The following is a 20,223-nucleotide window of genomic DNA, read 5'->3' as shown; positions in this document are numbered from 1 at the left end:
CCAATTTACTTATTTTGGTGTCTAATAACTTACGTAAAGTACCACTAATGTCCACTATTACTGAATCTAATTCTCCGTCAAGCAATCCACAGACTATTAAAACTACCTTTAGTATTGAGGAAATTCAGGAACTATTACCCCATCGTTATCCATTTTTACTGGTAGATCGGATTATTGACTATGTTCCTGGAAAAAAAGCCGTGGGTATTAAAAATGTTAGCTTTAATGAACCCCAATTTCAAGGGCATTTTCCAGGGCGATCGCTGATGCCCGGTGTGCTAATTATTGAGGCAATGGCACAGGTTGGGGGTGTGGTCATGACGCAAATGCCAGATTCACAAGGAGGACTATTTGTATTTGCCGGTATTGATAAAGTTCGTTTTCGTCGTCAAGTTGTTCCCGGAGATCAATTAGTCATGACGGTGGAACTGTTGTGGGTAAAGCAGCGTCGTTTTGGAAAAATGCAAGGAAAAGCGGAAGTTAATGGACAATTAGCTGCTGAAGGGGAATTGATGTTTTCTTTGATTAGTTAATCATTAATTGCAATTAAAGAAATCTCAATGGCTAATGTTTAGATACGTTGTAGCTTTGAGAAAGTTTGAATAAATTAAACACTACTATACCCCTAATTTTCAATTTTCGCCCTCACACATAACTTACTTTACCCGACAAGTTTCTTCACTGAAATACTGGATATAAAAAAGCACTTAATTTGGGAGATTCACCTTTGAAAACACTTATTCATCCAACTGCTGTCATTCATGCTAACGCAAAACTCCACCCAACAGTGCAAGTCGGTGCTTATGCTGTGATAGGAGAGAATGTTAAAGTTGGTGCAGATACTGTAATTGGCTCTCACGTTGTCCTAGAGGGACTTTGTGAAATTGGTACAGGAAATCAGATTTTTTCCGGCGCCGTTATCGGTATGCAGCCGCAAGACCTCAAATACCTGGGAGAACCGACTTGGGTAAGAATTGGTAACAATAATTCTATCCGGGAGTACGTAACGATTAACCGCGCTACTGGACGTGGAGAAGCGACAATTATCGGTAATGGCAATTTATTAATGGCCTATGTTCATGTAGGTCATAATTGTGAGATTTCAGATTCTGTGATTATTGCTAACTCTGTAGCATTGGCAGGTCATGTACATATTGAATCACGAGCTAGGTTGAGCGGTGTTTTAGGTGTGCATCAATTTGTCCATATTGGGGGAATGTCAATGATAGGCGGTATGGCACGTATTGATAGGGATGTACCTCCTTATATGTTAGTGGAGGGAAATCCTGCAAGAGTGCGATCGCTCAATTTGGTAGGATTAAAACGTTCAGGGATGGCTGTTAGCGATTTTCAATTAATTAAAAAGGCTTTCCGTCTGCTTTATCATTCTGATTTGCTGTTTAAAGATGCTTTACAAGAGTTGGAAAATTTGGGAGATACGGAAGAATTAAAACATCTTCGCCGTTTTTTGCTACTTTCCCAAATGCCGGGAAGACGAGGGTTAATTCCCGGAAAAGGCAAAAAAACAGTCATTGATGAATAATGAATAGGAAATCAAATCTGGGGCGGGGTTTTCCCGTCCTCAAAATTGATTAGTGACTCTGTTTTGGTGGAAAGAATAAAGTTTTAAAAAACCACAAAGACGCAAAGGACACGAAGGAAGAAAAGAAGAATAATAAAAAAAATAGAAAAGTAAGTAAAAATCTAAAATCTAAAATCTAAAATGCGGATATTTATTAGTACTGGTGAAGTTTCTGGAGATTTACAGGGTTCGCTATTAATTGCAGCGCTTCAGCGTCAAGCTGTGGCTGTTGGGTTGACCTTAGAAATTGTAGCTTTGGGTGGGGAGAAAATGGCCCAAGCTGGGGCGAAAATTTTAGGTAATACCAGTGGTATTGGTTCAATGGGTTTGATTGAATCTTTGCCTTATGTTATTCCTACATTAAGAGTACAACGGAGTGCGATCGCTTATTTAAAAGAAAATCCCCCTGATTTGGTGGTACTAATTGATTATATGGGTCCTAATTTGGGAATTGGGACTTACATGAAGGAAAATTTACCTGATGTTCCTGTTGCTTATTATATTGCTCCTCAAGAGTGGGTATGGTCAATGAGTTTTCAAAATACCAACCGCATTGTTGGTTTTACAGATAAACTATTAGCAATTTTCCCAGAAGAAGCGCGGTATTATCAACAAAATGGGGCAAATGTCTGTTGGGTAGGACATCCTTTAATTGATAGAATGGCAAATGCACCCAGTCGAGAAATTGCTAGGGAAAAATTAGGAATTAAAGAGGAAGAAATTACCATTGCTTTGTTACCAGCTTCCCGTCATCAAGAATTAAAATATCTGTTACCAATTATTTTTGCAGCGGCTAAAAATATTCAATCTAATTTACCAAATGTCCATTTTTTAATTCCTCTATCTTTGGAAACATTTAGAAATACAATTACAGCAGCAATTAAAGATTATAGTTTGCAAGCTACGGTAGTATTAGGTAAAGAAAGAGAAGTTTTTGCAGCGGCTGATTTTGCAATTACTAAATCGGGAACTGTGAATTTAGAATTAGCATTATTAAATGTTCCCCAAGTTGTAGTTTATCGTCTACACCCCCTTACAGCTTGGATTGCACGTCATATTCTTAAAGGTTCAATTCCCTTTGCTTCTCCAGTAAATTTAGTTGTCATGCGGGAAATTGTTCCAGAATTTTTACAGGAAAAAGCCACAACAGAGAATATTACTCAAGCTGCTATGGAATTATTATTAAATTGTCAAAAAAGACAAAAAACCTTGACAGATTATCAAGAAATGCGCTATTCTTTGGGAGAATTGGGAGTGTGCGATCGCACTGCAAAGGAAATATTAGCAATGAAAAAGTAGATAATAGTTAAAATGACCAAAAAACGACCAATAGCAGTTGATTTATTTGCGGGTGCAGGAGGGATGACATTAGGCTTTGAACAAGCTGGGTTTGATGTCCTTGCTTCTGTGGAAATAGACCCAATTCATTGTGCAATTCATCAATTTAATTTTCCTTTTTGGACTGTATTATGTAAAAGCGTGGAAGAGACAACAGGGGAAGAAATTAGGAATAGTTCTCAAATTGCTAATCAAGAAATTGATGTAGTATTTGGTGGTCCACCCTGTCAAGGTTTCTCATTAATGGGAAAACGTTCTTTTGATGATCCCCGAAACTCTTTAGTTTTCCATTTTATTAGGTTGGTTAGAGAATTACAACCTAAGTTTTTTGTATTGGAAAATGTCAAAGGAATGACAGTCGGGAAACATAAAGAATTTATTGCAGAAATCATTAATCAATTTTCCGAAAGTGGTTATCAAGTTAATGCAAATTATCAAGTTTTAAATGCAGCTAATTATGGAGTCCCACAAAATCGAGAAAGGTTATTTTTACTCGGTTCACGTCAAAATATAGAATTACCCAAATATCCAGAAAAAATTACATTCCCTGGTCAAAAATCTCCGACAGTTTGGGACGCTTTACAAGATTTACCAGTCATAGAAAACTATCCAGAATTATATCAACAAGATTGGATAATTACTGAATTTAGTAACCCTAGTAATTATGCTAAAAAACTGCGTAATCTGGAAATTGTCAAAAATAACTATTCCTATCAACGTCAGTATGATCATAATTTACTCACATCAAGTTTAAGAAGTAAACACTCACCCGAATCTATGGAAAGATTTGCCTCTACACCCCATGGTAAAATTGAATCAATCAGTCGTTTTCATAAACTTGATCCTCATGGTTTATGTAATACTTTAAGAGCGGGAACACCTAGTAATAAAGGTGCATTTACTTCTCCTCGTCCCATACATCCTTTTATTCCCAGATGTATTACGGTTAGGGAAGCTGCGCGTTTACATTCTTATCCTGATTGGTTTAGATTTCATCCCACAAAATGGCATGGTTTTCGACAAATTGGTAATTCTGTTCCTCCGCTTTTAGCGCAAGCAGTCGCAGAGGAAATTATTCAAGTTTTAGATATCAAATCGTCTCAACCTCAAGGTATTAAAGATTTAGGGGATATTAATTTATTAAGATTTGATATGTCAGCAGCAGCGAAATATTTTGGAGTAAACCCTCATGTTATAGAACCGAGAACTAGGAAAAAATGAAGATTTAGCATTTAGCTAATACAGCTAATTATTTAGTACCAAGGAATCACCATGATGAAAGAAGGTTTATATAACTCAGTTATTATTGGAATTTTTCAACGCTATTACCAAGTAGGATTAGATTATTTTGAATTTAATCGTAATGAACTTCCAGAGATAGCGAAAGATTTGGGTATTCAATCTGCAAAGAATTTAGGAGATATTCTTTATGCTTTTAGATTTAGAAAACCACTACCTAAAGTTATTACAGATACTGCTCCTATAGGTTTAGAGTGGATAATTGAATTAAATGGTACGGGTAATTATTGTTTTAGACTTGTGAAAATTAATCGCATTATTCCCAACCTAAATTTAATACCAATTAAAATACCTGATGCTACACCTGAAATTATTAATCAATATATGTCAGGTGATGAACAAGCTCTTTTAACTAAAATCCGTTATAATCGCCTAATAGATATATTTCTGAGTGTAACAGCATACTCTTTGCAAAATCACCTGAGAACTCATGTTAAAGGTATTGGACAAATAGAAATAGATGAAGTTTATGTAGGTGTTAATAGTAATGGTATGCAATTTATAGTACCTGTTCAAGCGAAAGCAGGTAATGATCAAATTTCTATAGTACAAACAAAACAAGATATTAGTTACTGTTTTGAAAAATTTCCCAATTTAATTTGTCGTTCCATATCAGCACAGTTTATGAAAAACGCTCTTATTGCTATGTTTGAATTGACGATATATGAAGGTGAGGTAAGAATCGTACAGGAAAAACATTACAAGTTTGTTCCAGCAGATCAAATTTCTGAAACCGATTTACAAAATTATAGGAATTATACATGATCAAGATTTATATTCAATCTTAAATTTGTTGAATTTCACAATCAAAAGAATAGATAGTAACTATCTACTGGACACATCCTTATCCGTAGCAATTAACTATGACATTCATATTATGTGAAGTTGAAAAGTCTCCTCTCATTTTATCTGCTGAAATTCCTGATTCTTTACGTTTAGTCATAGAGATAATTCAGTCATATTCCTATGCAGAATTATATGAAGAGAAAAACATTCAGGGAATAAGTTTAGAAGATTCTTTAATCACAGTATTTGATGCAATAGAAAAAGAAAAAAATAGTTTAGATATAAGTTATTGCTATTTCTTTATGGCTATAGTTATGGGAATCGCTGTACAACCAACGATTAAAAGTTATTTACCTCGTGAGACAATAACTGGTAATATATTTCAGTATCTTTTTCAAAATTGGATATATCCTCAAGATAATTATCAGCCAAATTTAAACGTTTCATTTAAAGTATTTTCAATAATTAAGTCATGTTCACAACCTGCTTTACGAATTAAATTCGCACAAACCTCATTAATAACTTGCGTACTAATATAGGACTTACATAAGATGTGGCTGAACACCTTATTCTTGTGTAGGGGTAATTCATGAATTACCCCTACTTTCGGTTCTTTTTGCGTAAGTCCTGTAATAATTAAGTTTTCTTGACTTGTTACCCTTGTAGCTATTTTCTGCTTTTGTATTGCACTGGAATCAGTGGAATTTAATATAAAGCGATATAGCCAAATATTGGAATCAATAAAACATCGCATCATTTCACCAGCGCTCATTTGCTTCCTCTCTGGTGAGTGGCTTGAACCCTGATATTTGCATGGGATTTGCTGTTAACTGGGCGATAATACCCGTTGGTGGAAAGTGTTTCTGTGTTGGTGCAGGTTGCAAAATCACGATTTGCACTATTTCGGCGCTGCATATTTGTTCTTGATACTCAACGGGAATTTCAATTTTGCCGTTGTTTACCTTAGCTTGAAATTGTGTGTTTATACTCATACTTAAAGCTGTAGTAAGCTTACCCGACTGATTTCGATGAAATAGCCCCTTCTGCAATTATAACTACTATCCCTCTGCCAATTCCCCAAGGTGCGTTAAAATCTTAATATCTTCTTTAATATCTTCATCTTAGGTAATATCAATTCTCAAGTATGACTACTTACAAGCAACTCCAGGATTACATCAAAACTAAACATCAGGTAACAGTTAAAACCTGTTGGATTGCTCATGCTAAAGAACAGTTAGGACTTGCAATTAAAGCATCTCAACGCAGTTCTCAAGGAAAACCAAGAGTTTATCCTTGTCCTCCAGATAGATTGCCATTAATTAGAGAAGCTTTTGAACACTTTCATCTTTTATAAAGATTCAATAATAATATGAGCAGCGAAATTGTAATTGTCCGTACAGGTATCCCACCGGAACAACTAGATAAATATGCTGATGATTTGACAAGGCTTCATGAAACACCTGAAGGTTTACGCACCTTAGCCGTTTTAGGGAAAACCTTTCTATCCCCAAATAATTTCCATATTTAAAATAAATCCTGGTAAAATATTTTCACCTGATAATTCTTGAGGAAAGTCTAATATTTCTACTGGTTTACCAAGACGATAAATTTCAACTTGACCCATTTTCCGATTAATTAACCAACCTAATTTAACTCCATTATTCATATATTCCTGCATTTTTGCCCGTGTTTCTGGCAAACTATCACTGGGTGACATTAATTCTAAAACAAAATCTGGAGCAATTGGTGGAAATTTTTCCTGTTCTTCTAGTGTCAGTGTATCCCATCTATCTTTTTTTATCCAAGCAACATCAGGAGAACGATTTGCACCATTGGGAAGTTTAAAACAAGTGGAAGAATCGAAACAAACTCCTAATTTAGTTTGACGATTCCAAAACACAAAATCTGCTGCAACTTCCACATTACGTTTTCCTGTTTCTCCTCCTGTTGGTGACATAATCAATATTTCTCCTTTGGTATTGCGTTCAAATTTGACTTCAGGATTTTCTCGACAGAGTTGATAAAATTGGTTTTCGGTAAGTTGGATAATGGGGTTTAAGTTGACTGTGATAGCTGTCATAATCAATCTCCTTGAGGATGATATCAACCTTAACTAAATTATAGAATCAATTTCATTTTAACACTTTACTTAACAAATCCCGATGTAAAAAAGCTCCATTTACTAAAGATTGAATTTTCGTATCTGACAAGGATTCACCATGATGATAATAATCAATCCAAGTTTTACTAATTAACTCTACATCCTCTGGTAAATCTTTTAAATCCCAACCAGGTATTTTTAGATCTTCCATTAAATGATTGACTTTAGGATCATAACTCAATGCAAAACAACGAGAACCTTCACTAGCTGCCATAATTAAACTATGTAAACGCATTCCTATGGACATTTCTACACCGCGAAATACACCTTTTAAAATTTGTGGATCTTCGGAACAAATAACTCTACTCACATCTTGTAATTGAGTATGAATTTTTTCCGCAATTCCTAGATCTTCACTTTTTTGAAATGGCAATAGTAAAATAAAGGCTTGAGTTTCTTTTTGCAAATTAACTAAGGCTTGAGTTAAATTTGTTAACCGATTTTCTGTTAATTGAGGATGATTTCTTAAAGTCACCGCAATTCTCGGTTTTGGTAACTCTGCTAGTTCCGGTACTGGCTTTGATTTTAACGCCCAAACCGGGTCAGGGGCAAGGATATGGGGTATACTCCAATCTGATAATAACCGAGAACTAGCAACGTCGCGCACACTGATTTGAGTACAACCCGCAAAATTCTGCTGGGCTAAAAATCGAGTTTGGGAACGCAACAAAGGACCTATACCCTGTCCCCAAGCCACAGTTTTCAAACCCATAACTTGAGCTAAAGCCATCAATCCGCCATAATAAAAAGGGCTAATAGTGCTAGTAGCATCTTGCATTAAACTACCACCACCCCAAACAAAAGCATCACAAGAACGCAAAGCCTTGAAGACGGAGAAAAATGCCATACGATTGTAACATTCCACACCGTAATGACGATGGGTTTCTTCAGGATTTCCAGAAAGCACCACAGGAGTAACATCTAGTGGTAACATTTGCAGGAGTGTGGCTAACAAAGCTTCATCACCACCATTACCCTTACCGTAATACCCAGACAATAAAACCCGCATTTTCGCCATTTTAGATTCTAGATTTTAGATTAATTATGCACGTACTTTCAATTCCCACCTGGATAATTCATATTTCCAGCGTCATTGAGTGGATAACCGCAATATGGCTAATTTGGATATATGGTGAACTGACAAAAAATCGGAGTTGGTGGGGATTGTCCTTTGCTATGTTACCAGCTTTAATTAGCGCAATGTGTGCTTGTACTTGGCATTATTTCGACAATTCCCAAACCCTAGAATGGTTAGTCACCTTACAAGCTACCATGACATTAGTTGGTAACTTTACCCTTTGGGCGGCAGCTTATATAATTTGGCGTTCTACCAAACCTACAAGCCCCATGAAGACACAAACCATCAAATCACAACAATGATATCAAAAGAAACCCTCTTTGCCCTTTCTCTTTTTCCCTATTTGGGTTTCCTGTGGTTTATCAGCCGCAGTCCACAAATGCCACGGTTAGCCCTATATGGATTTTACGGCACATTGGTATTTGTCGCCGTCACTATTCCCGCTGGTATTTACGCCAAAGTGCAGTATGGAGAACAATTAGCCAATGTAGACTGGTTACATGGCAGCGCAGAAGCCTTTTTAACCCTGGCTAACATCTTACTAGTCTTAGGCTTCCGCCAAGCAGTACAGGAATTAGGGAACAGGTGACAGGTGACAGGTGACAGGGAACAGGTGACAGGGAACAGGTGCTACGCCACGGGGACAGGGAACAGGTGCTACGCCACGGGGACAGGGAACAGGTGCTACGCCACGGGGACAGGGAACAGGTGCTACGCCACGGGGACAGGGAATAGGTGCTACGCCACGGGGACAGGGAACAGGTGCTACGCCACGGGAACAGGGAACAGGTGCTACGCCACGGGGACAGGGAACAGGTGCTACGCCACGGGGACAGGGAACAGGTGCTACGCCACGGGAACAGGTGACAGGGAACAGGGAACAGGTGACAGTTAACGGACAACGGAGAACGGACAAATTATGGAAGTAATACCCGCAATTGATTTACTAGCAGGTCGCTGTGTGCGACTATATAAAGGAGACTATGCACAATCCCAAGTATTTAGCGAAAATCCCGTAGAAGTTGCGAAAATGTGGGCTGACCAAGGCGCGACCAGATTACACTTAGTTGATTTAGATGGCGCAAAAGCTGGTAAAATAGTTAACTTGGCCGCCATTGCAGCCATTAGAAATAATCTTTCCATACCCATTGAAGTTGGGGGCGGATTGCGCGATCGCTCCAGTGTGGTAGAATTATTCAATCTGGGAGTAGATTGGGCAATTCTGGGAACTGTCGCGGTTGAACAACCCCAACTAGTCCAGGAACTCTGTCAAGAATTTCCTGAAAAGATTATTATTGGTATAGATGCCCGTAACGGCTTAGTTGCTACTCGTGGTTGGTTAGAAACCTCATCAGTATTAGCCACCCAACTAGCAGTACAAATGCAGGAATTAGGGGCAGCAGCGATAATTTATACTGATATAAACAGAGACGGAACATTACAAGGACCAAATTTAGACGCATTACGAGAACTGGCTGCGGCCATTTCCATACCCGTAATTGCTTCTGGTGGTGTAAGTTCTGTTACTGACTTATTAAGTTTATCAGCTTTAGAACCCCAAGGTGTAACAGGTGTGATAGTGGGTAAAGCCTTGTATACTGGTAATATTATCCTCAAAGAAGGATTACAGGCCATTGGACCGGGGAGAATACAAGATATACCACCAGATTTTGGTATTTCTAGCTTTGCTTAGTATCACACTATATTAAGAGTTTCACCCCAGATCCCTAAATTCTCTGAGAAGTCAGGGGTCTAAACCTGGCAATTAAATTAGTTATAATTAGTCAATAAGTTAGTAGTTTTATGCCAAGAAAAAGCCAAGGTTGGGTAACATTTCAAATATCTGAAGAAGAACGCCAGATTTTAGAAGAATTTTGTCAAAATTCCCAACGTACGAAAACAGAAATTTTACGGGAATTAGTCCGGGGACTTAGGAAATATTCATCACCATTATCATTATCAAATATCCAGGAAAAACCAGAAATTAACAACTCTGAATTTGAAATTGTTAGTGCTAAGAAACCATTAAAAGTCAGTTCCCGTAATGTTCTCAAGGGAGTTGTGAAACGAGTCACCACAGGAACTATAAATACGGAAATAACCTTAGAAATTGTTCACCGAGTTGAATTAACTTCAATGATTACTAGAGTTTCCGCAGAGGAGTTAGAATTATCTGAAGGGACGGAAGCCTATGCTGTGATTAAATCTAATGATATTGTCATTGCAAAGGATTAGAAAGACTGGTTTCAAAATTCAGATATTGGACTTCTTGGAGAAGTCCGGGATATTTTTGTGTACTAAACTTCTACTTTTACACCTTTCCAGAAAGCAATATAACCTTCGATATTTTTAGCTTTCTCTTTGGTGCTAGGATAGTACCAAGCAGCATCTTTATTAACTTGACCATCAACTTGAATACTATAATAATTAGCAACTCCTTTCCAAGAACAAGTGCTGTGGGTGCTGCTGTCTTGAAAATATTCCTTCTTGATAGAGTCAGCAGGGAAATAATGGTTTCCTTCCACAACTACGGTATTATCGCTTTCGGCTAGAATAGCACCATTCCAAATTGCTTTCATGATTTGAGTTGAAAAAAGTTAACAATTTATATTCTGACATTTTTTAGGGGAATTGTGTTAGTATTGGCGAGAAACTGAGGATAGCAGCTAAAAACAGCCTTTCCACAGCCAAAACAACCTTGATTTTTAGTATCCAACTTACTTTAAATTAAATTTATGGAATTGATAATAACTACAGCTATTGCAACTGCTATTGCTACAATAGGCATGAAATCTCTGGAAAAGATAGGTGAAAATACTGGTGATATGATCTGGGGAAGAGTAAATCAATTAATCAATAAGTTACGTCAGAAGAAGTTAGCACCACAATTAACTGCGGCTGTGGACGAAAATAAAGTCCAGGAATTACATTATGATCAAGCTGTAAAAGAATTAACAGAAGCTATGCAGGACGAGGAAATTAAACAAGCGGTTTTAGATTTGGAAAGTTCAGTGAATACTGATACCTCAAAGACTGCTGAAGAAATTAAAAAGAAAGCAGAAGAAATTAAAAATCACCCTTCAGTTATTAATAATAATACAAAATTGGCAGAAATAATAAACGCAGAAAAAGGATCAACTGTTGCCCAAAACGTTAATATTACTAACCAACATAATCATTACAATTGACTAAACTCGTCTGAAGGGGAAGGTCGGACAAAGTTACCCCCCATTGACTGGAAAAAAATCTGCCGCGAAAAGTTGCAAGAACGGCAAAAATTAACCACAAATCCCCTTACTTGCGCTGAGGGGGTAACTTTTAAATTGCCAGATATTTATATAGAAATGGGTTTAGTAGAACGGAAAAAACAACCCAAACACGATCATAATCAAAATATTCCTCCAGAACAAGGTTCAGCACTTTATCAAGAGACAGAAATAACTCAAAAATATGAACATAATGAATTTTTAACCCAAGTTTTTCACAAGAAAGATACTAAAAAAAGTCAAGGTAAACGCATTACGATTATTGGTGAACCGGGAGCAGGTAAAACTACATTACTACAAAAAATTGCTGATTATTTATCTCGGGAAAGTTCAGAATCAATTATTATTTGGGTATCTTTAGCAGAGTTAGAAAATGGAAAACTAAGAGATTATTTAGATAAAATTTGGTTACGGAATGCTGTTGAGAGAAGTAAAATATCAGAAATTACAAAAGACATTAAAGATGATTTTATTGCCCAATTTAATCAAGACAAAGTATGGTTATTATTAGATGGTTTAGATGAAATGTCTACAAAATCTGTTTCCGGTAATATCTTAACAGATATTGCTGGACAAATTCAGGACGGTGGATATATTAATCAAGCGCGAATAGTTTTAACTTGTCGGTTAAATTTATGGGATGGTGGTAACAATAAACTTTATGATTTTGATACCTATAGAACTTTAGATTTTTCTTATCCTGAACAGGTAGAACAGTTTATTAATAACTGGTTTACTTCTCAACAAGAAGCGGGTGGAATGTTATGTAAGACTTTAAAAGAAGCTGGTAGAGAACGGATTCAAGATTTAGTTAAAAATCCTCTGCGGTTAACACTACTTTGTTTAAATTGGCAAGGAAGAGAGGCAAAGTTACCAGATACACAAGCAGAATTTTATCAGCAATTAGTTGATAATTTTAACGGATGGAAACAAGATGAATTCGCGCAAATAAGCGAAACACAACGTCAAAAACTGATTACTGATTTAGGTAAATTAGCAAGGGAAGCAATAGATCAAGCAACCTCTCGTTTCCGCTTGCTGGATGGGTTCGTTAAAAAGTTTTTAGGTGATGATAAACTAACATTAGCCCTAAAATTAGGTTGGCTTAATCGGATTGGCACAGATATAAAAGAAAAACCTGTTTATGCTTTTTTCCATACCTCATTTCAAGAATATTTGGCAGCAACAGCAATTAATGATTGGGATTTCTTCTTACCGAAAACCCATAAAAATAAACCCATAGAGGCACAAAAATACCGCATTTTTGAACCTCAGTGGAAACAAACCATATTGTTATGGCTGGGCCGTGAAGATGTAGATGAAAGTGAAAAAGAGTCGTTTATTCAAGCTTTGATAAATTTTCAAGATGGCTGTGTAAAATATCAGGGTAAAGGTTTTTATGGATATCGAGCCTATTTTTTAGCTGCTGGGGGCATAGCCGAATTTAAACATTGTTCTCAAGCAGATAAAATAGTCAAGCAGATTATTAATTGGAAATTCGATAAGAGTGTTAGTAATATTCATGATCAAGCAGATGTAGCCCTACAAGAAACAGACCGGCAAAAAGCGATCGCAGCTTTGGTAAAATTAATCAACACATCACAGTATGAAGATACCCGTAGGTCGGCGGCTGAAAGCTTAGGGAAAATAGACCCTGGTAATGCAGATGCGATCGCAGCTTTGGTAGAATTAATCAAGACATCAGAGGATGAATCTACCCGTTGGCAGGCGGCTGATAGCTTAGGGGAAATAGGCGTTGGTAATGCAGATGAGATCGCAGCTTTGGTAGAATTAATCAAGACATCAGAGGATGAATCTACCCGTTGGCAGGCGGCTGATAGCTTAGGGGAAATAGGCGTTGGTAATGCAGATGAGATCGCAGCTTTGGTAGAATTAATCAAGACATCAGAGGATGAATCTACCCGTTGGCAGGCGGCTGATAGCTTAGGGGAAATAGGCGTTGGTAATGCAGATGAGATCGCAGCTTTGGTAGAATTAATCAAGACATCAGAGGATGAATCTACCCGTTGGCAGGCGGCTGATAGCTTAGGGGAAATAGGCGTTGGTAATGCAGATGAGATCGCAGCTTTGGTAGAATTAATCAACACATCACAGGATGAATATACCCGTAGGCGGGCGGCTGATAGCTTAGGGGAAATAGGCGTTGGTAATGCAGATGAGATCGCAGCTTTGGTAGAATTAATCAACACATCAGAGGATGAATATACCCGTAGGCGGGCGGCTAATAGCTTAGGGGAAATAGGCGTTGGTAATGCAGATGCGATCGCAGCTTTGGTAGAATTAATCAAGACATCAGAGGATGAATCTACCCGTTGGCAGGCGGCTGATAGCTTAGGGAAAATAGGCGTTGGTAATGCAGATGAGATCGCAGCTTTGGTAGAATTAATCAACACATCACAGGATGAATATACCCGTAGGCGGGCGGCTGATAGCTTAGGGGAAATAGGCGTTGGTAATGCAGATGCGATCGCAGCTTTGGTAAAATTAATCAACACATCACAGGATAAATATACCCGTAGGCGGGCGGCTGATAGCTTAGGGAAAATAGGCGTTGGTGATCAACCTATGGTAATTAAAGCCATGAGTGCTTATCAGCTAACTGATGAACATTATCAACTCATTGGGAAAATCGCTCAAAATATGCTTTATCCAGAATTTTATCAGACTTGGCATCAACCTTCCTCTTTTACTCGTTTATTCCGCACTGTCAAAAACATTTTCTACATTTTCTATAGTATTTTCTAGAGATAGAAAAACTTCTTAGTTTTACCAAAATTACTCAAACCAATCTTCACCTCCTGGTAATTGTGCTAAATAATTATCAATCATCTTTGCTAACTCTTTAGGTTGATGTTCATAAGTTAACAACAAAAGATTTTCTGCAAAATCAATTAATTCTTTTTCTTGTAATCTTTGAGAAACTTGACTCGGTTTTAAAGTCCCACCAAAAATCTCCGCACTAGCGGGACGAATTGCCATTTCTAGAGCTTCTGCTAAATATTCACCCCATTGATCAGATTTAATATAATAGGATTTTTGATGATCTTTAATATTCAATTTGGCAATTTGAATCACAGAATCAGAAATTGAAGCAATCCAAGAATTAGTTAAACGCTGTTCAATTTGATTTTTAATCAGATGAATAACCAACCTCACTAAAAAAGCTTCTATTTTTCGCAAAGTTCCCTGTTTGCTCATATCCTCCAAATCATCAATAATTTCCAAGGCATCATCATAACGCCCTTCTAAGATACTTTGTCTTAATTCCATTAATTCTTGCGTCATGTTTATTGACCTTACTTGGTAGCAGTTATTAGTTGATTTTGTACTTTTGATGTTCTATAATAACCCATATTGGTACATATCTAGTTAAGGCTGCTAATGGGTAATCAGTAATTGGTTATCAAATCCCTATTTTCATCCTGTTAATCCTTTTATCCTGGATATCCTGATTCTGACATTTTCCTATCTATAAATTCTAGCGTTCCCCATTCCCCAAGGTGCGTTAAAATTTTAATATCTTCATCACAACTCAGACACGCGACAACCATCTACCATGCTTCAGTACCCCCACTTAGAACAAGCCCTAAAACATCATTTTGGTTACGATCAATTTCGTCCTGGACAAAGGCAAATTATTGAAGATGCCCTACAAAATCGTGATTTAATGGTAATTATGCCCACCGGTGGGGGTAAATCTCTGTGCTTTCAACTACCTGCACTTTTAAAACCAGGTTTAACAGTGGTAGTGTCACCATTAATAGCCTTAATGCAAGATCAAGTAGAAGCACTGAGAACTAATAACATTTCTGCCACATTTCTCAATAGTAGCCTGAATGCTTATAAGGTTCGCTCTCGTGAAGAAGCGATCATGAATGGTAAAATAAAATTACTTTATGTTGCTCCTGAACGTTTGATTAGCGAGCGATTTTTGCCGCTTTTAGACGTAGTTAAGGAAAAAGTGGGAATTTCTACCTTTGCCATAGATGAAGCCCATTGTGTGTCAGAATGGGGGCATGATTTCCGTCCAGAATATCGGCAATTAAGACTACTGAGAAAACGTTATCCAGATGTACCGACGGTTGCACTAACTGCTACCGCTACAGATAGGGTTAAAGCCGATATTATTGAACAATTAGGATTAAAACAACCAAGTATTCATATTGCCAGTTTTAACCGCCAAAATCTTTATTATGAAGTCCGTTCTAAAAGTAACCGTGCTTACGCTGAAATATTAGAAATTGTTAAAGAAAATGAAGGTTCAGGAATTATCTATTGTTTAACTCGCAAAAAAGTTGATGAACTAACTTTAAAATTACAAAATGATCAAGTTTCAGTTTTACCTTATCATGCTGGTTTAAGTGATGAAGAAAGAACGAAAAATCAAACTCGATTTATTCGGGATGATGTGCGGGTCATGGTAGCGACAATTGCTTTTGGAATGGGTATTAATAAGCCTGATGTCCGGTTTGTGATTCATTCGGATTTACCTCGAAATTTAGAAAGTTACTATCAAGAATCTGGCCGCGCTGGTAGAGATAATGAACCTTCTAAATGTACATTATTTTTTAATTATGGTGATATTAAAACTATAGAATGGAGTATTAATCAAAAAACCGATCCTCAAGAACAATTAATAGCTAAACAGCAATTAAGACAAGTTATAGATTATGCAGAGGGGACAGACTGTAGACGCACAATTCAATTAAGTTATTTTGGGGAAAGATTTCCGGGAAATTGTGGTAATTGTGATAATTGTCGTTATCCTAAACCTGTACAAGATTGGACAATTGAAGCCATGAAATTTTTATCTTGTGTAGCTAGATGTAAGGAAAGATTTGGAATGTTACATATCATTGATGTATTAAGAGGTGCGAAAAATCAGAAAATTGTCGTTAATAAACATGATCAACTTTCTACCTATGGAATTGGTAAAGATAGAACATTAGACGAATGGAGAATGCTAGGAAGATCACTATTACATCAAGGTTTATTAGAACAAACTAGCGACGGTTATTCAATTTTAAAACTCAATGCTTTAAGTTGGGAAGTGATGCGAAAACAACGACCAGTTTCTATTGCTGTTCCCATAGCGCAAAAAATGACTTGGGAAGATGGAAATAATAAACCTGTAGATGTGGAAATTTTAACTCAAAAATTGCGATCGCTTCGTAAACAACTCGCAGATGAACAAGCTATCCCACCCTACATGATCTTTCAAGATTCTACCCTCAAATTAATGGCACAAATTCAACCTAAAACATTAGATGAATTTGGTAAAATTTCCGGTGTTGTTAGTTATAAACTATCTCAATATGGCGAAAAATTCTTAGCAGAAATTCAGGCCTATCGTCAAGAACAAGGCTTACAACAAAATCCCATTAATCGAGTTAATTCTTCATTCTATTCTGACTCACCATCTGATACAGAATTAACTACATTAGAGTTATATAATCAGGGTTTTAGTATTGAAGAAATCGCCCAAAAACGCAATGTTAAAACTGGTACAATTATCAATCATCTCTCCAATTTAATTGAGAAAAAACAATCTTTAGATATCAGTCAATTAGTACCTTTAGAACGTCAGAAAAAAATCTGGCAAATTTTAGAAATTGTTGGTGATATTTCCCTCACACCCCTTCGAGAAAATTTAGGAGCAAGCTACAGTTTTGACGAAATTCGTTTAGTTAGGGCGAAGTGGCGACGAGAAAAACATAAATCTACTCAAGATGATATTGACTTTTAGTTTCTCCGCTATTTCTTGTAGAGAAAACTAGAGATAGCAGTTTAGGCAAAAACAAACAAATAGCAGCATTCATTAACGTGAGCAATATACCCTGAATTAAAGTCATAGATAACCTTCCCTTATAACTATCTTTGATAACTACATCTCTATTTTGCCTTACAAACACTAGCTTTGAGCAACTTCTAGTTTTTAAATATCTTTTATATTACATAAGTAAATCAAATACTTTTTACCCGCAAGTTCCCCATTCCCTTGTTGCTTATGAATAGCAATCCTGTATAATTTGTGAAAGTTTATGTTTTGATCTAAAATTATGAAGAGCGCAGAGAAAAAAGAAAGATATTCACAAATAACACAAGGACTGCTACTACTCACCAATATTCCCTTTAGCTAAGAGAACACTGAGAACAAAAACGCGGTCTGAACTTACAGAACTGACTACCCGTTAAGGTGTAGGTTGTACAATAAGGGAAACTAGTTATTTCTTTGGCGGGTTTACAAGTGGAGGCGACGGACAATGGTTGAGACTGTTTAGGTTTACGAACCGAAACCATAGATAATAGCTTAGGCAAAGTTAAACAAGCCCCAGCGTTAATGATTGTCAGCAATAATACATCCATCACATCTATAGGGAATCACCCCCAGGCGAAACGACATCAGAACGTTTTAGTTAAAAATACTAAAATATATGGCAACATTAGGCAATGCACGAAGACTTAACCATAGTATTTAGTCTATATAAAATCAGTTTAGCATAGAATTTTGTAGATAGAAACCAACAGAAACTTTTATCAATTAATATGTAAACTGAATCTGAACTACCATGATTAATTGCATTTAACAATAGCATTTATGACAAATAATCAACCTGCAACTTCTTTCTTAACCAACATTTCTGAACGAGAACGTCTTGCATTACAGAGTTTAGTAGATTACACAAATGTAGAGTTATTACCGGAAATTTGGCCTTTGGCTGCCAAGCGATTTGGTGATATTATCGCCTTGTATAACCCCCATTCTCAACCAGAAGTAAAAATTACTTATAGTCAGCTTACAGAACAAATTAACCAATTTGCAGCGGGTTTACAAGCATTAGGCGTAAATACAAATAATAGCGAAAATCTTCCCTACGGAGAACGAGTTTCCTTGATTGCGGATAATAGTCCGCGTTGGTTTATTGCGGACCAAGGTATCATGACTGCTGGGGCTGTAAATGCAGTTCGTAGTTCTCAAGCGGAACGAGAAGAGTTACTTTATATTATTTCCCATAGTGGCAGTACATCTTTAGTAGTTGAGGATCTCAAAACTTTAAATAAATTAGGGGAACGCCTGAACGAATTAGCGATTAAACTGGTAGTTATACTTTCTGACGAAATACCACCCGCAGAACTAAAATTTCCAGTAGTCAACTTTTCCCAGTTACTAGAAATTGGTAGCAATCATACATTAGTAGCAAATAAGTATAGTGCAGAAACCTTAGCAACATTAATTTACACTTCTGGTACTACGGGAAAACCCAAAGGTGTAATGCTCTCCCATAAAAATTTACTACATCAAGTTACAACCTTGGGAACGATTGTGCAACCAGAAAAAGGGGATACAGTCCTGAGTATTTTGCCCACATGGCATAGTTATGAACGCAGCGGTGAATATTTCTTGCTTTCTCAAGGTTGTAGCCAAATTTACACTAATTTGCGTTCTGTTAAAGGAGATTTAAAGAAATTTAAACCCAATTATATGATTGCTGTCCCAAGACTATGGGAATCAATTTATGAAGGCGTGCAAAAGCAATTCCGAGAACAACCAGCCAAAAAACAAAGCTTGGTGAAGTTTTTGCTAGAAATCAGCCAGAAATATATTGAATCACGGCGTATTTCCCAGGGATTGAGTTTAAATCACATTAATGCTGGAATGATAGAGCGTTTTCAAGCCAAAATAGTCGAATTGGCATTATTAGCGATTCATATACTAGGGGAAAAATTAGTTTATCACAAAGTACGAGAAGCAACAGGCGGTAAAATCAAGCACGTTATTAGTGGAGGTGGGGCGCTTCCCAAACATATAGATAACTTCTTTGAAATTGTTGGTGTTGAGATATTACAGGGTTATGGGTTAACAGAAACATCACCAGTAACTAATGCTCGTCGTCCTTGGCGTAATTTACGTGGTTCTTCGGGACAACCAATTGCTGGTACAGAAGTGAAAATTGTCAACCCGGAAACTCGTCAACCTCTACCAGCAGGGGAACGGGGTTTAGTCCTTCTCAAAGGACCACAAATCATGCAAGGCTATTATCAAAATCCTCAAGCCACCAATAAAGCCATAGACCCCCAAGGTTGGTTTGATAGCGGTGATTTAGGCTGGGTAACGCCCCAAAATGACCTAGTATTAACAGGGAGGGCAAAAGACACGATTGTTTTAAGCAACGGCGAAAATATCGAACCTCAGCCCATAGAAGACGCTTGTTTGCGATCGCCCTATATTGACCAAATTATGTTAGTAGGACAAGATCAAAAAAGTATTGGTGCCTTAATTGTCCCTAACTCAGAAGCCTTAGCAAAATGGGCAGAAACTCAAAATCAGATCCAAAATCAAATAAATGATAGTCAAAAAATTGACTTAGAGAGTAAAATAGTTCAGGATCTGTTTCGTCAAGAATTAAATCGTGAAGTTCAAAACCGTCCCGGTTATCGAACCGATGATCGTATTGGACCATTTAAACTAATTTCGGAACAGTTTTCAATTGAAAATGGCATGATGACACAAACTTTGAAAATTCGTCGTCACATTGTGATGGAACGATATGGCGATACTATTAACGGAATGTTTGCCAAATAATTCCCGAAATCGCAAATTGTTTTTACCAACTTTCAGATTTCAGAAACCATTGGAGAAACAGGAAACAGAAAAAAAATATTTTTTCCATTCCTGAAAACATAGTATCAG

At 37.0% G+C, this 20,223-nt stretch carries 22 protein-coding genes; 16 read left to right on the top strand and 6 right to left on the bottom strand.

The features are described 5' to 3' along the window. The first annotated feature begins 47 nt into the window (after positions 1–47). The 6 genes from fabZ (at position 48) to H6F62_RS08450 (ending at position 5,544) form a co-directional block, all read left to right on the top strand. The gene (gene fabZ, locus H6F62_RS08475) at positions 48–533 is read left to right on the top strand and encodes a 3-hydroxyacyl-ACP dehydratase FabZ (RefSeq protein ID WP_137906995.1); all 486 of its coding nucleotides are present in this window, start codon (positions 48–50) and stop codon (positions 531–533) included. Positions 534–727: 194 nt separating this feature from the next. Continuing rightward, the gene (gene lpxA / locus H6F62_RS08470; RefSeq protein ID WP_137906994.1) at positions 728–1,543 is read left to right on the top strand and encodes an acyl-ACP--UDP-N-acetylglucosamine O-acyltransferase; all 816 of its coding nucleotides are present in this window, start codon (positions 728–730) and stop codon (positions 1,541–1,543) included. Between the two features lie 180 nt (positions 1,544–1,723). Then, the gene (lpxB, locus tag H6F62_RS08465; protein WP_190371803.1) at positions 1,724–2,881 is read left to right on the top strand and encodes a lipid-A-disaccharide synthase; all 1,158 of its coding nucleotides are present in this window, start codon (positions 1,724–1,726) and stop codon (positions 2,879–2,881) included. A gap of 12 nt (positions 2,882–2,893) precedes the next feature. Further along, entirely contained in the window at positions 2,894–4,141 is a 1,248-nt protein-coding gene (locus H6F62_RS08460; protein WP_190371802.1) for a DNA cytosine methyltransferase, read from the top strand. A 51-nt stretch (positions 4,142–4,192) separates the two neighbouring features. Next, positions 4,193–4,984, top strand: coding sequence for an endonuclease (locus H6F62_RS08455; protein WP_190371801.1), 792 nt, complete (start codon positions 4,193–4,195; stop codon positions 4,982–4,984). 98 nt (positions 4,985–5,082) lie between these two features. Further along, positions 5,083–5,544 carry a hypothetical protein gene (locus tag H6F62_RS08450; protein ID WP_242025937.1) on the top strand — a complete coding sequence of 154 codons (462 nt, stop codon included), beginning with the start codon at positions 5,083–5,085 and terminating at the stop codon, positions 5,542–5,544. 219 nt (positions 5,545–5,763) lie between these two features. On the opposite strand, the gene H6F62_RS08445 is transcribed toward H6F62_RS08450, so the two are convergent. Next, positions 5,764–5,997, bottom strand: coding sequence for a hypothetical protein (locus tag H6F62_RS08445; protein WP_137906991.1), 234 nt, complete (start codon positions 5,995–5,997; stop codon positions 5,764–5,766). A gap of 152 nt (positions 5,998–6,149) precedes the next feature. Between H6F62_RS08445 and H6F62_RS08440 the strand changes: the two genes are divergently transcribed. After that, positions 6,150–6,359, top strand: coding sequence for a hypothetical protein (locus H6F62_RS08440; RefSeq protein WP_137906990.1), 210 nt, complete (start codon positions 6,150–6,152; stop codon positions 6,357–6,359). A 15-nt stretch (positions 6,360–6,374) separates the two neighbouring features. After that, a complete protein-coding gene (locus tag H6F62_RS08435; protein WP_162501173.1) occupies positions 6,375–6,533 on the top strand; it encodes a hypothetical protein in 159 nt (52 codons plus the stop codon). Here the strand turns inward: H6F62_RS08435 and H6F62_RS08430 are convergent. Both H6F62_RS08430 and csaB read right to left on the bottom strand, forming a co-directional pair. Continuing rightward, the gene (locus H6F62_RS08430) at positions 6,507–7,085 is read right to left on the bottom strand and encodes a Uma2 family endonuclease (protein WP_137906989.1); all 579 of its coding nucleotides are present in this window, start codon (positions 7,083–7,085) and stop codon (positions 6,507–6,509) included. The two genes, H6F62_RS08435 and H6F62_RS08430, sit on opposite strands and share 27 nt — an antisense overlap. Before the next feature lie 52 nt (positions 7,086–7,137). After that, positions 7,138–8,184 carry a polysaccharide pyruvyl transferase CsaB gene (gene csaB, locus H6F62_RS08425; RefSeq protein WP_137906988.1) on the bottom strand — a complete coding sequence of 349 codons (1,047 nt, stop codon included), beginning with the start codon at positions 8,182–8,184 and terminating at the stop codon, positions 7,138–7,140. 26 nt (positions 8,185–8,210) lie between these two features. Here csaB and H6F62_RS08420 point away from each other — a divergent pair, with 26 nt between their 5' ends. Next, on the top strand, positions 8,211–8,546 hold the full coding sequence (locus H6F62_RS08420) for a DUF2499 domain-containing protein (protein WP_137906987.1): 336 nt from the start codon (positions 8,211–8,213) through the stop codon (positions 8,544–8,546). Then, positions 8,543–8,833, top strand: coding sequence for a DUF3593 domain-containing protein (locus H6F62_RS08415; RefSeq protein ID WP_137906986.1), 291 nt, complete (start codon positions 8,543–8,545; stop codon positions 8,831–8,833). Before H6F62_RS08420 ends, H6F62_RS08415 begins: the two co-directional genes overlap by 4 nt. Here the strand turns inward: H6F62_RS08415 and H6F62_RS08410 are convergent. Beyond that, positions 8,819–9,160, bottom strand: a complete 342-nt coding sequence (locus H6F62_RS08410; RefSeq protein WP_190371800.1) for a hypothetical protein — start codon at positions 9,158–9,160, stop codon at positions 8,819–8,821. The genes H6F62_RS08415 and H6F62_RS08410 overlap by 15 nt on opposite strands. A 3-nt stretch (positions 9,161–9,163) precedes the next feature. On the opposite strand from H6F62_RS08410, the gene hisA reads away from it, so the two are divergent. Beyond that, on the top strand, positions 9,164–9,937 hold the full coding sequence (gene hisA, locus H6F62_RS08405) for a 1-(5-phosphoribosyl)-5-[(5-phosphoribosylamino)methylideneamino]imidazole-4-carboxamide isomerase (protein ID WP_137906985.1): 774 nt from the start codon (positions 9,164–9,166) through the stop codon (positions 9,935–9,937). 110 nt (positions 9,938–10,047) lie between these two features. Next, positions 10,048–10,479 (top strand): molybdopterin-binding protein, encoded by a 432-nt coding sequence (locus H6F62_RS08400; RefSeq protein WP_137906984.1) that lies wholly within the window; start codon positions 10,048–10,050, stop codon positions 10,477–10,479. Between the two features lie 62 nt (positions 10,480–10,541). Here H6F62_RS08400 and H6F62_RS08395 read toward each other — a convergent pair whose 3' ends face one another. After that, on the bottom strand, positions 10,542–10,826 hold the full coding sequence (locus tag H6F62_RS08395) for a DUF427 domain-containing protein (protein ID WP_137906983.1): 285 nt from the start codon (positions 10,824–10,826) through the stop codon (positions 10,542–10,544). 153 nt (positions 10,827–10,979) lie between these two features. Between H6F62_RS08395 and H6F62_RS08390 the strand changes: the two genes are divergently transcribed. Together H6F62_RS08390 and H6F62_RS08385 are read left to right on the top strand one after the other, a co-directional pair. Continuing rightward, entirely contained in the window at positions 10,980–11,432 is a 453-nt protein-coding gene (locus tag H6F62_RS08390; RefSeq protein ID WP_190371799.1) for a hypothetical protein, read from the top strand. 135 nt (positions 11,433–11,567) lie between these two features. Continuing rightward, positions 11,568–14,276 (top strand): HEAT repeat domain-containing protein, encoded by a 2,709-nt coding sequence (locus H6F62_RS08385; protein ID WP_242025935.1) that lies wholly within the window; start codon positions 11,568–11,570, stop codon positions 14,274–14,276. 30 nt (positions 14,277–14,306) lie between these two features. Here the strand turns inward: H6F62_RS08385 and H6F62_RS08380 are convergent, their stop codons facing one another. Beyond that, positions 14,307–14,816, bottom strand: a complete 510-nt coding sequence (locus H6F62_RS08380; protein WP_190371798.1) for a DUF29 family protein — start codon at positions 14,814–14,816, stop codon at positions 14,307–14,309. A 271-nt stretch (positions 14,817–15,087) separates the two neighbouring features. Here H6F62_RS08380 and recQ point away from each other — a divergent pair, with 271 nt between their 5' ends. Next, entirely contained in the window at positions 15,088–17,277 is a 2,190-nt protein-coding gene (gene recQ, locus H6F62_RS08375; RefSeq protein WP_137906980.1) for a DNA helicase RecQ, read from the top strand. An 852-nt stretch (positions 17,278–18,129) separates the two neighbouring features. Continuing rightward, positions 18,130–20,115, top strand: coding sequence for an AMP-binding protein (locus tag H6F62_RS08370; protein WP_190371797.1), 1,986 nt, complete (start codon positions 18,130–18,132; stop codon positions 20,113–20,115). Positions 20,116–20,223 lie beyond the last annotated feature (108 nt).

This window comes from Anabaena sp. FACHB-1391, from assembly GCF_014696755.1.
GTDB classification, from domain to species: domain Bacteria; phylum Cyanobacteriota; class Cyanobacteriia; order Cyanobacteriales; family Nostocaceae; genus Dolichospermum; species Dolichospermum planctonicum.
Note: the sequence above shows the minus strand (reverse complement) of the source record. Positions and strands in the feature narration are given on the sequence as shown.

What these genes read in the sequence shown, in the direction of transcription:
- lpxB (WP_190371803.1), top strand. Translation starts at nt 1,724, where the DNA reads ATGCGGATATTTATTAGTACTGGTGAAGTTTCTGGAGATTTACAGGGT.
- H6F62_RS08380 (WP_190371798.1), bottom strand. Translation starts at nt 14,816, where the DNA reads ATGACGCAAGAATTAATGGAATTAAGACAAAGTATCTTAGAAGGGCGT.
- H6F62_RS08455 (WP_190371801.1), top strand. Translation starts at nt 4,193, where the DNA reads ATGATGAAAGAAGGTTTATATAACTCAGTTATTATTGGAATTTTTCAA.
- H6F62_RS08430 (WP_137906989.1), bottom strand. Translation starts at nt 7,085, where the DNA reads ATGACAGCTATCACAGTCAACTTAAACCCCATTATCCAACTTACCGAA.
- H6F62_RS08435 (WP_162501173.1), top strand. Translation starts at nt 6,375, where the DNA reads ATGAGCAGCGAAATTGTAATTGTCCGTACAGGTATCCCACCGGAACAA.
- H6F62_RS08390 (WP_190371799.1), top strand. Translation starts at nt 10,980, where the DNA reads ATGGAATTGATAATAACTACAGCTATTGCAACTGCTATTGCTACAATA.
- H6F62_RS08420 (WP_137906987.1), top strand. Translation starts at nt 8,211, where the DNA reads ATGCACGTACTTTCAATTCCCACCTGGATAATTCATATTTCCAGCGTC.
- H6F62_RS08450 (WP_242025937.1), top strand. Translation starts at nt 5,083, where the DNA reads ATGACATTCATATTATGTGAAGTTGAAAAGTCTCCTCTCATTTTATCT.
- H6F62_RS08445 (WP_137906991.1), bottom strand. Translation starts at nt 5,997, where the DNA reads ATGAGTATAAACACACAATTTCAAGCTAAGGTAAACAACGGCAAAATT.
- H6F62_RS08370 (WP_190371797.1), top strand. Translation starts at nt 18,130, where the DNA reads ATGACAAATAATCAACCTGCAACTTCTTTCTTAACCAACATTTCTGAA.
- hisA (WP_137906985.1), top strand. Translation starts at nt 9,164, where the DNA reads ATGGAAGTAATACCCGCAATTGATTTACTAGCAGGTCGCTGTGTGCGA.
- H6F62_RS08460 (WP_190371802.1), top strand. Translation starts at nt 2,894, where the DNA reads ATGACCAAAAAACGACCAATAGCAGTTGATTTATTTGCGGGTGCAGGA.
- H6F62_RS08415 (WP_137906986.1), top strand. Translation starts at nt 8,543, where the DNA reads ATGATATCAAAAGAAACCCTCTTTGCCCTTTCTCTTTTTCCCTATTTG.
- fabZ (WP_137906995.1), top strand. Translation starts at nt 48, where the DNA reads ATGTCCACTATTACTGAATCTAATTCTCCGTCAAGCAATCCACAGACT.
- H6F62_RS08400 (WP_137906984.1), top strand. Translation starts at nt 10,048, where the DNA reads ATGCCAAGAAAAAGCCAAGGTTGGGTAACATTTCAAATATCTGAAGAA.
- H6F62_RS08440 (WP_137906990.1), top strand. Translation starts at nt 6,150, where the DNA reads ATGACTACTTACAAGCAACTCCAGGATTACATCAAAACTAAACATCAG.
- csaB (WP_137906988.1), bottom strand. Translation starts at nt 8,184, where the DNA reads ATGGCGAAAATGCGGGTTTTATTGTCTGGGTATTACGGTAAGGGTAAT.
- recQ (WP_137906980.1), top strand. Translation starts at nt 15,088, where the DNA reads ATGCTTCAGTACCCCCACTTAGAACAAGCCCTAAAACATCATTTTGGT.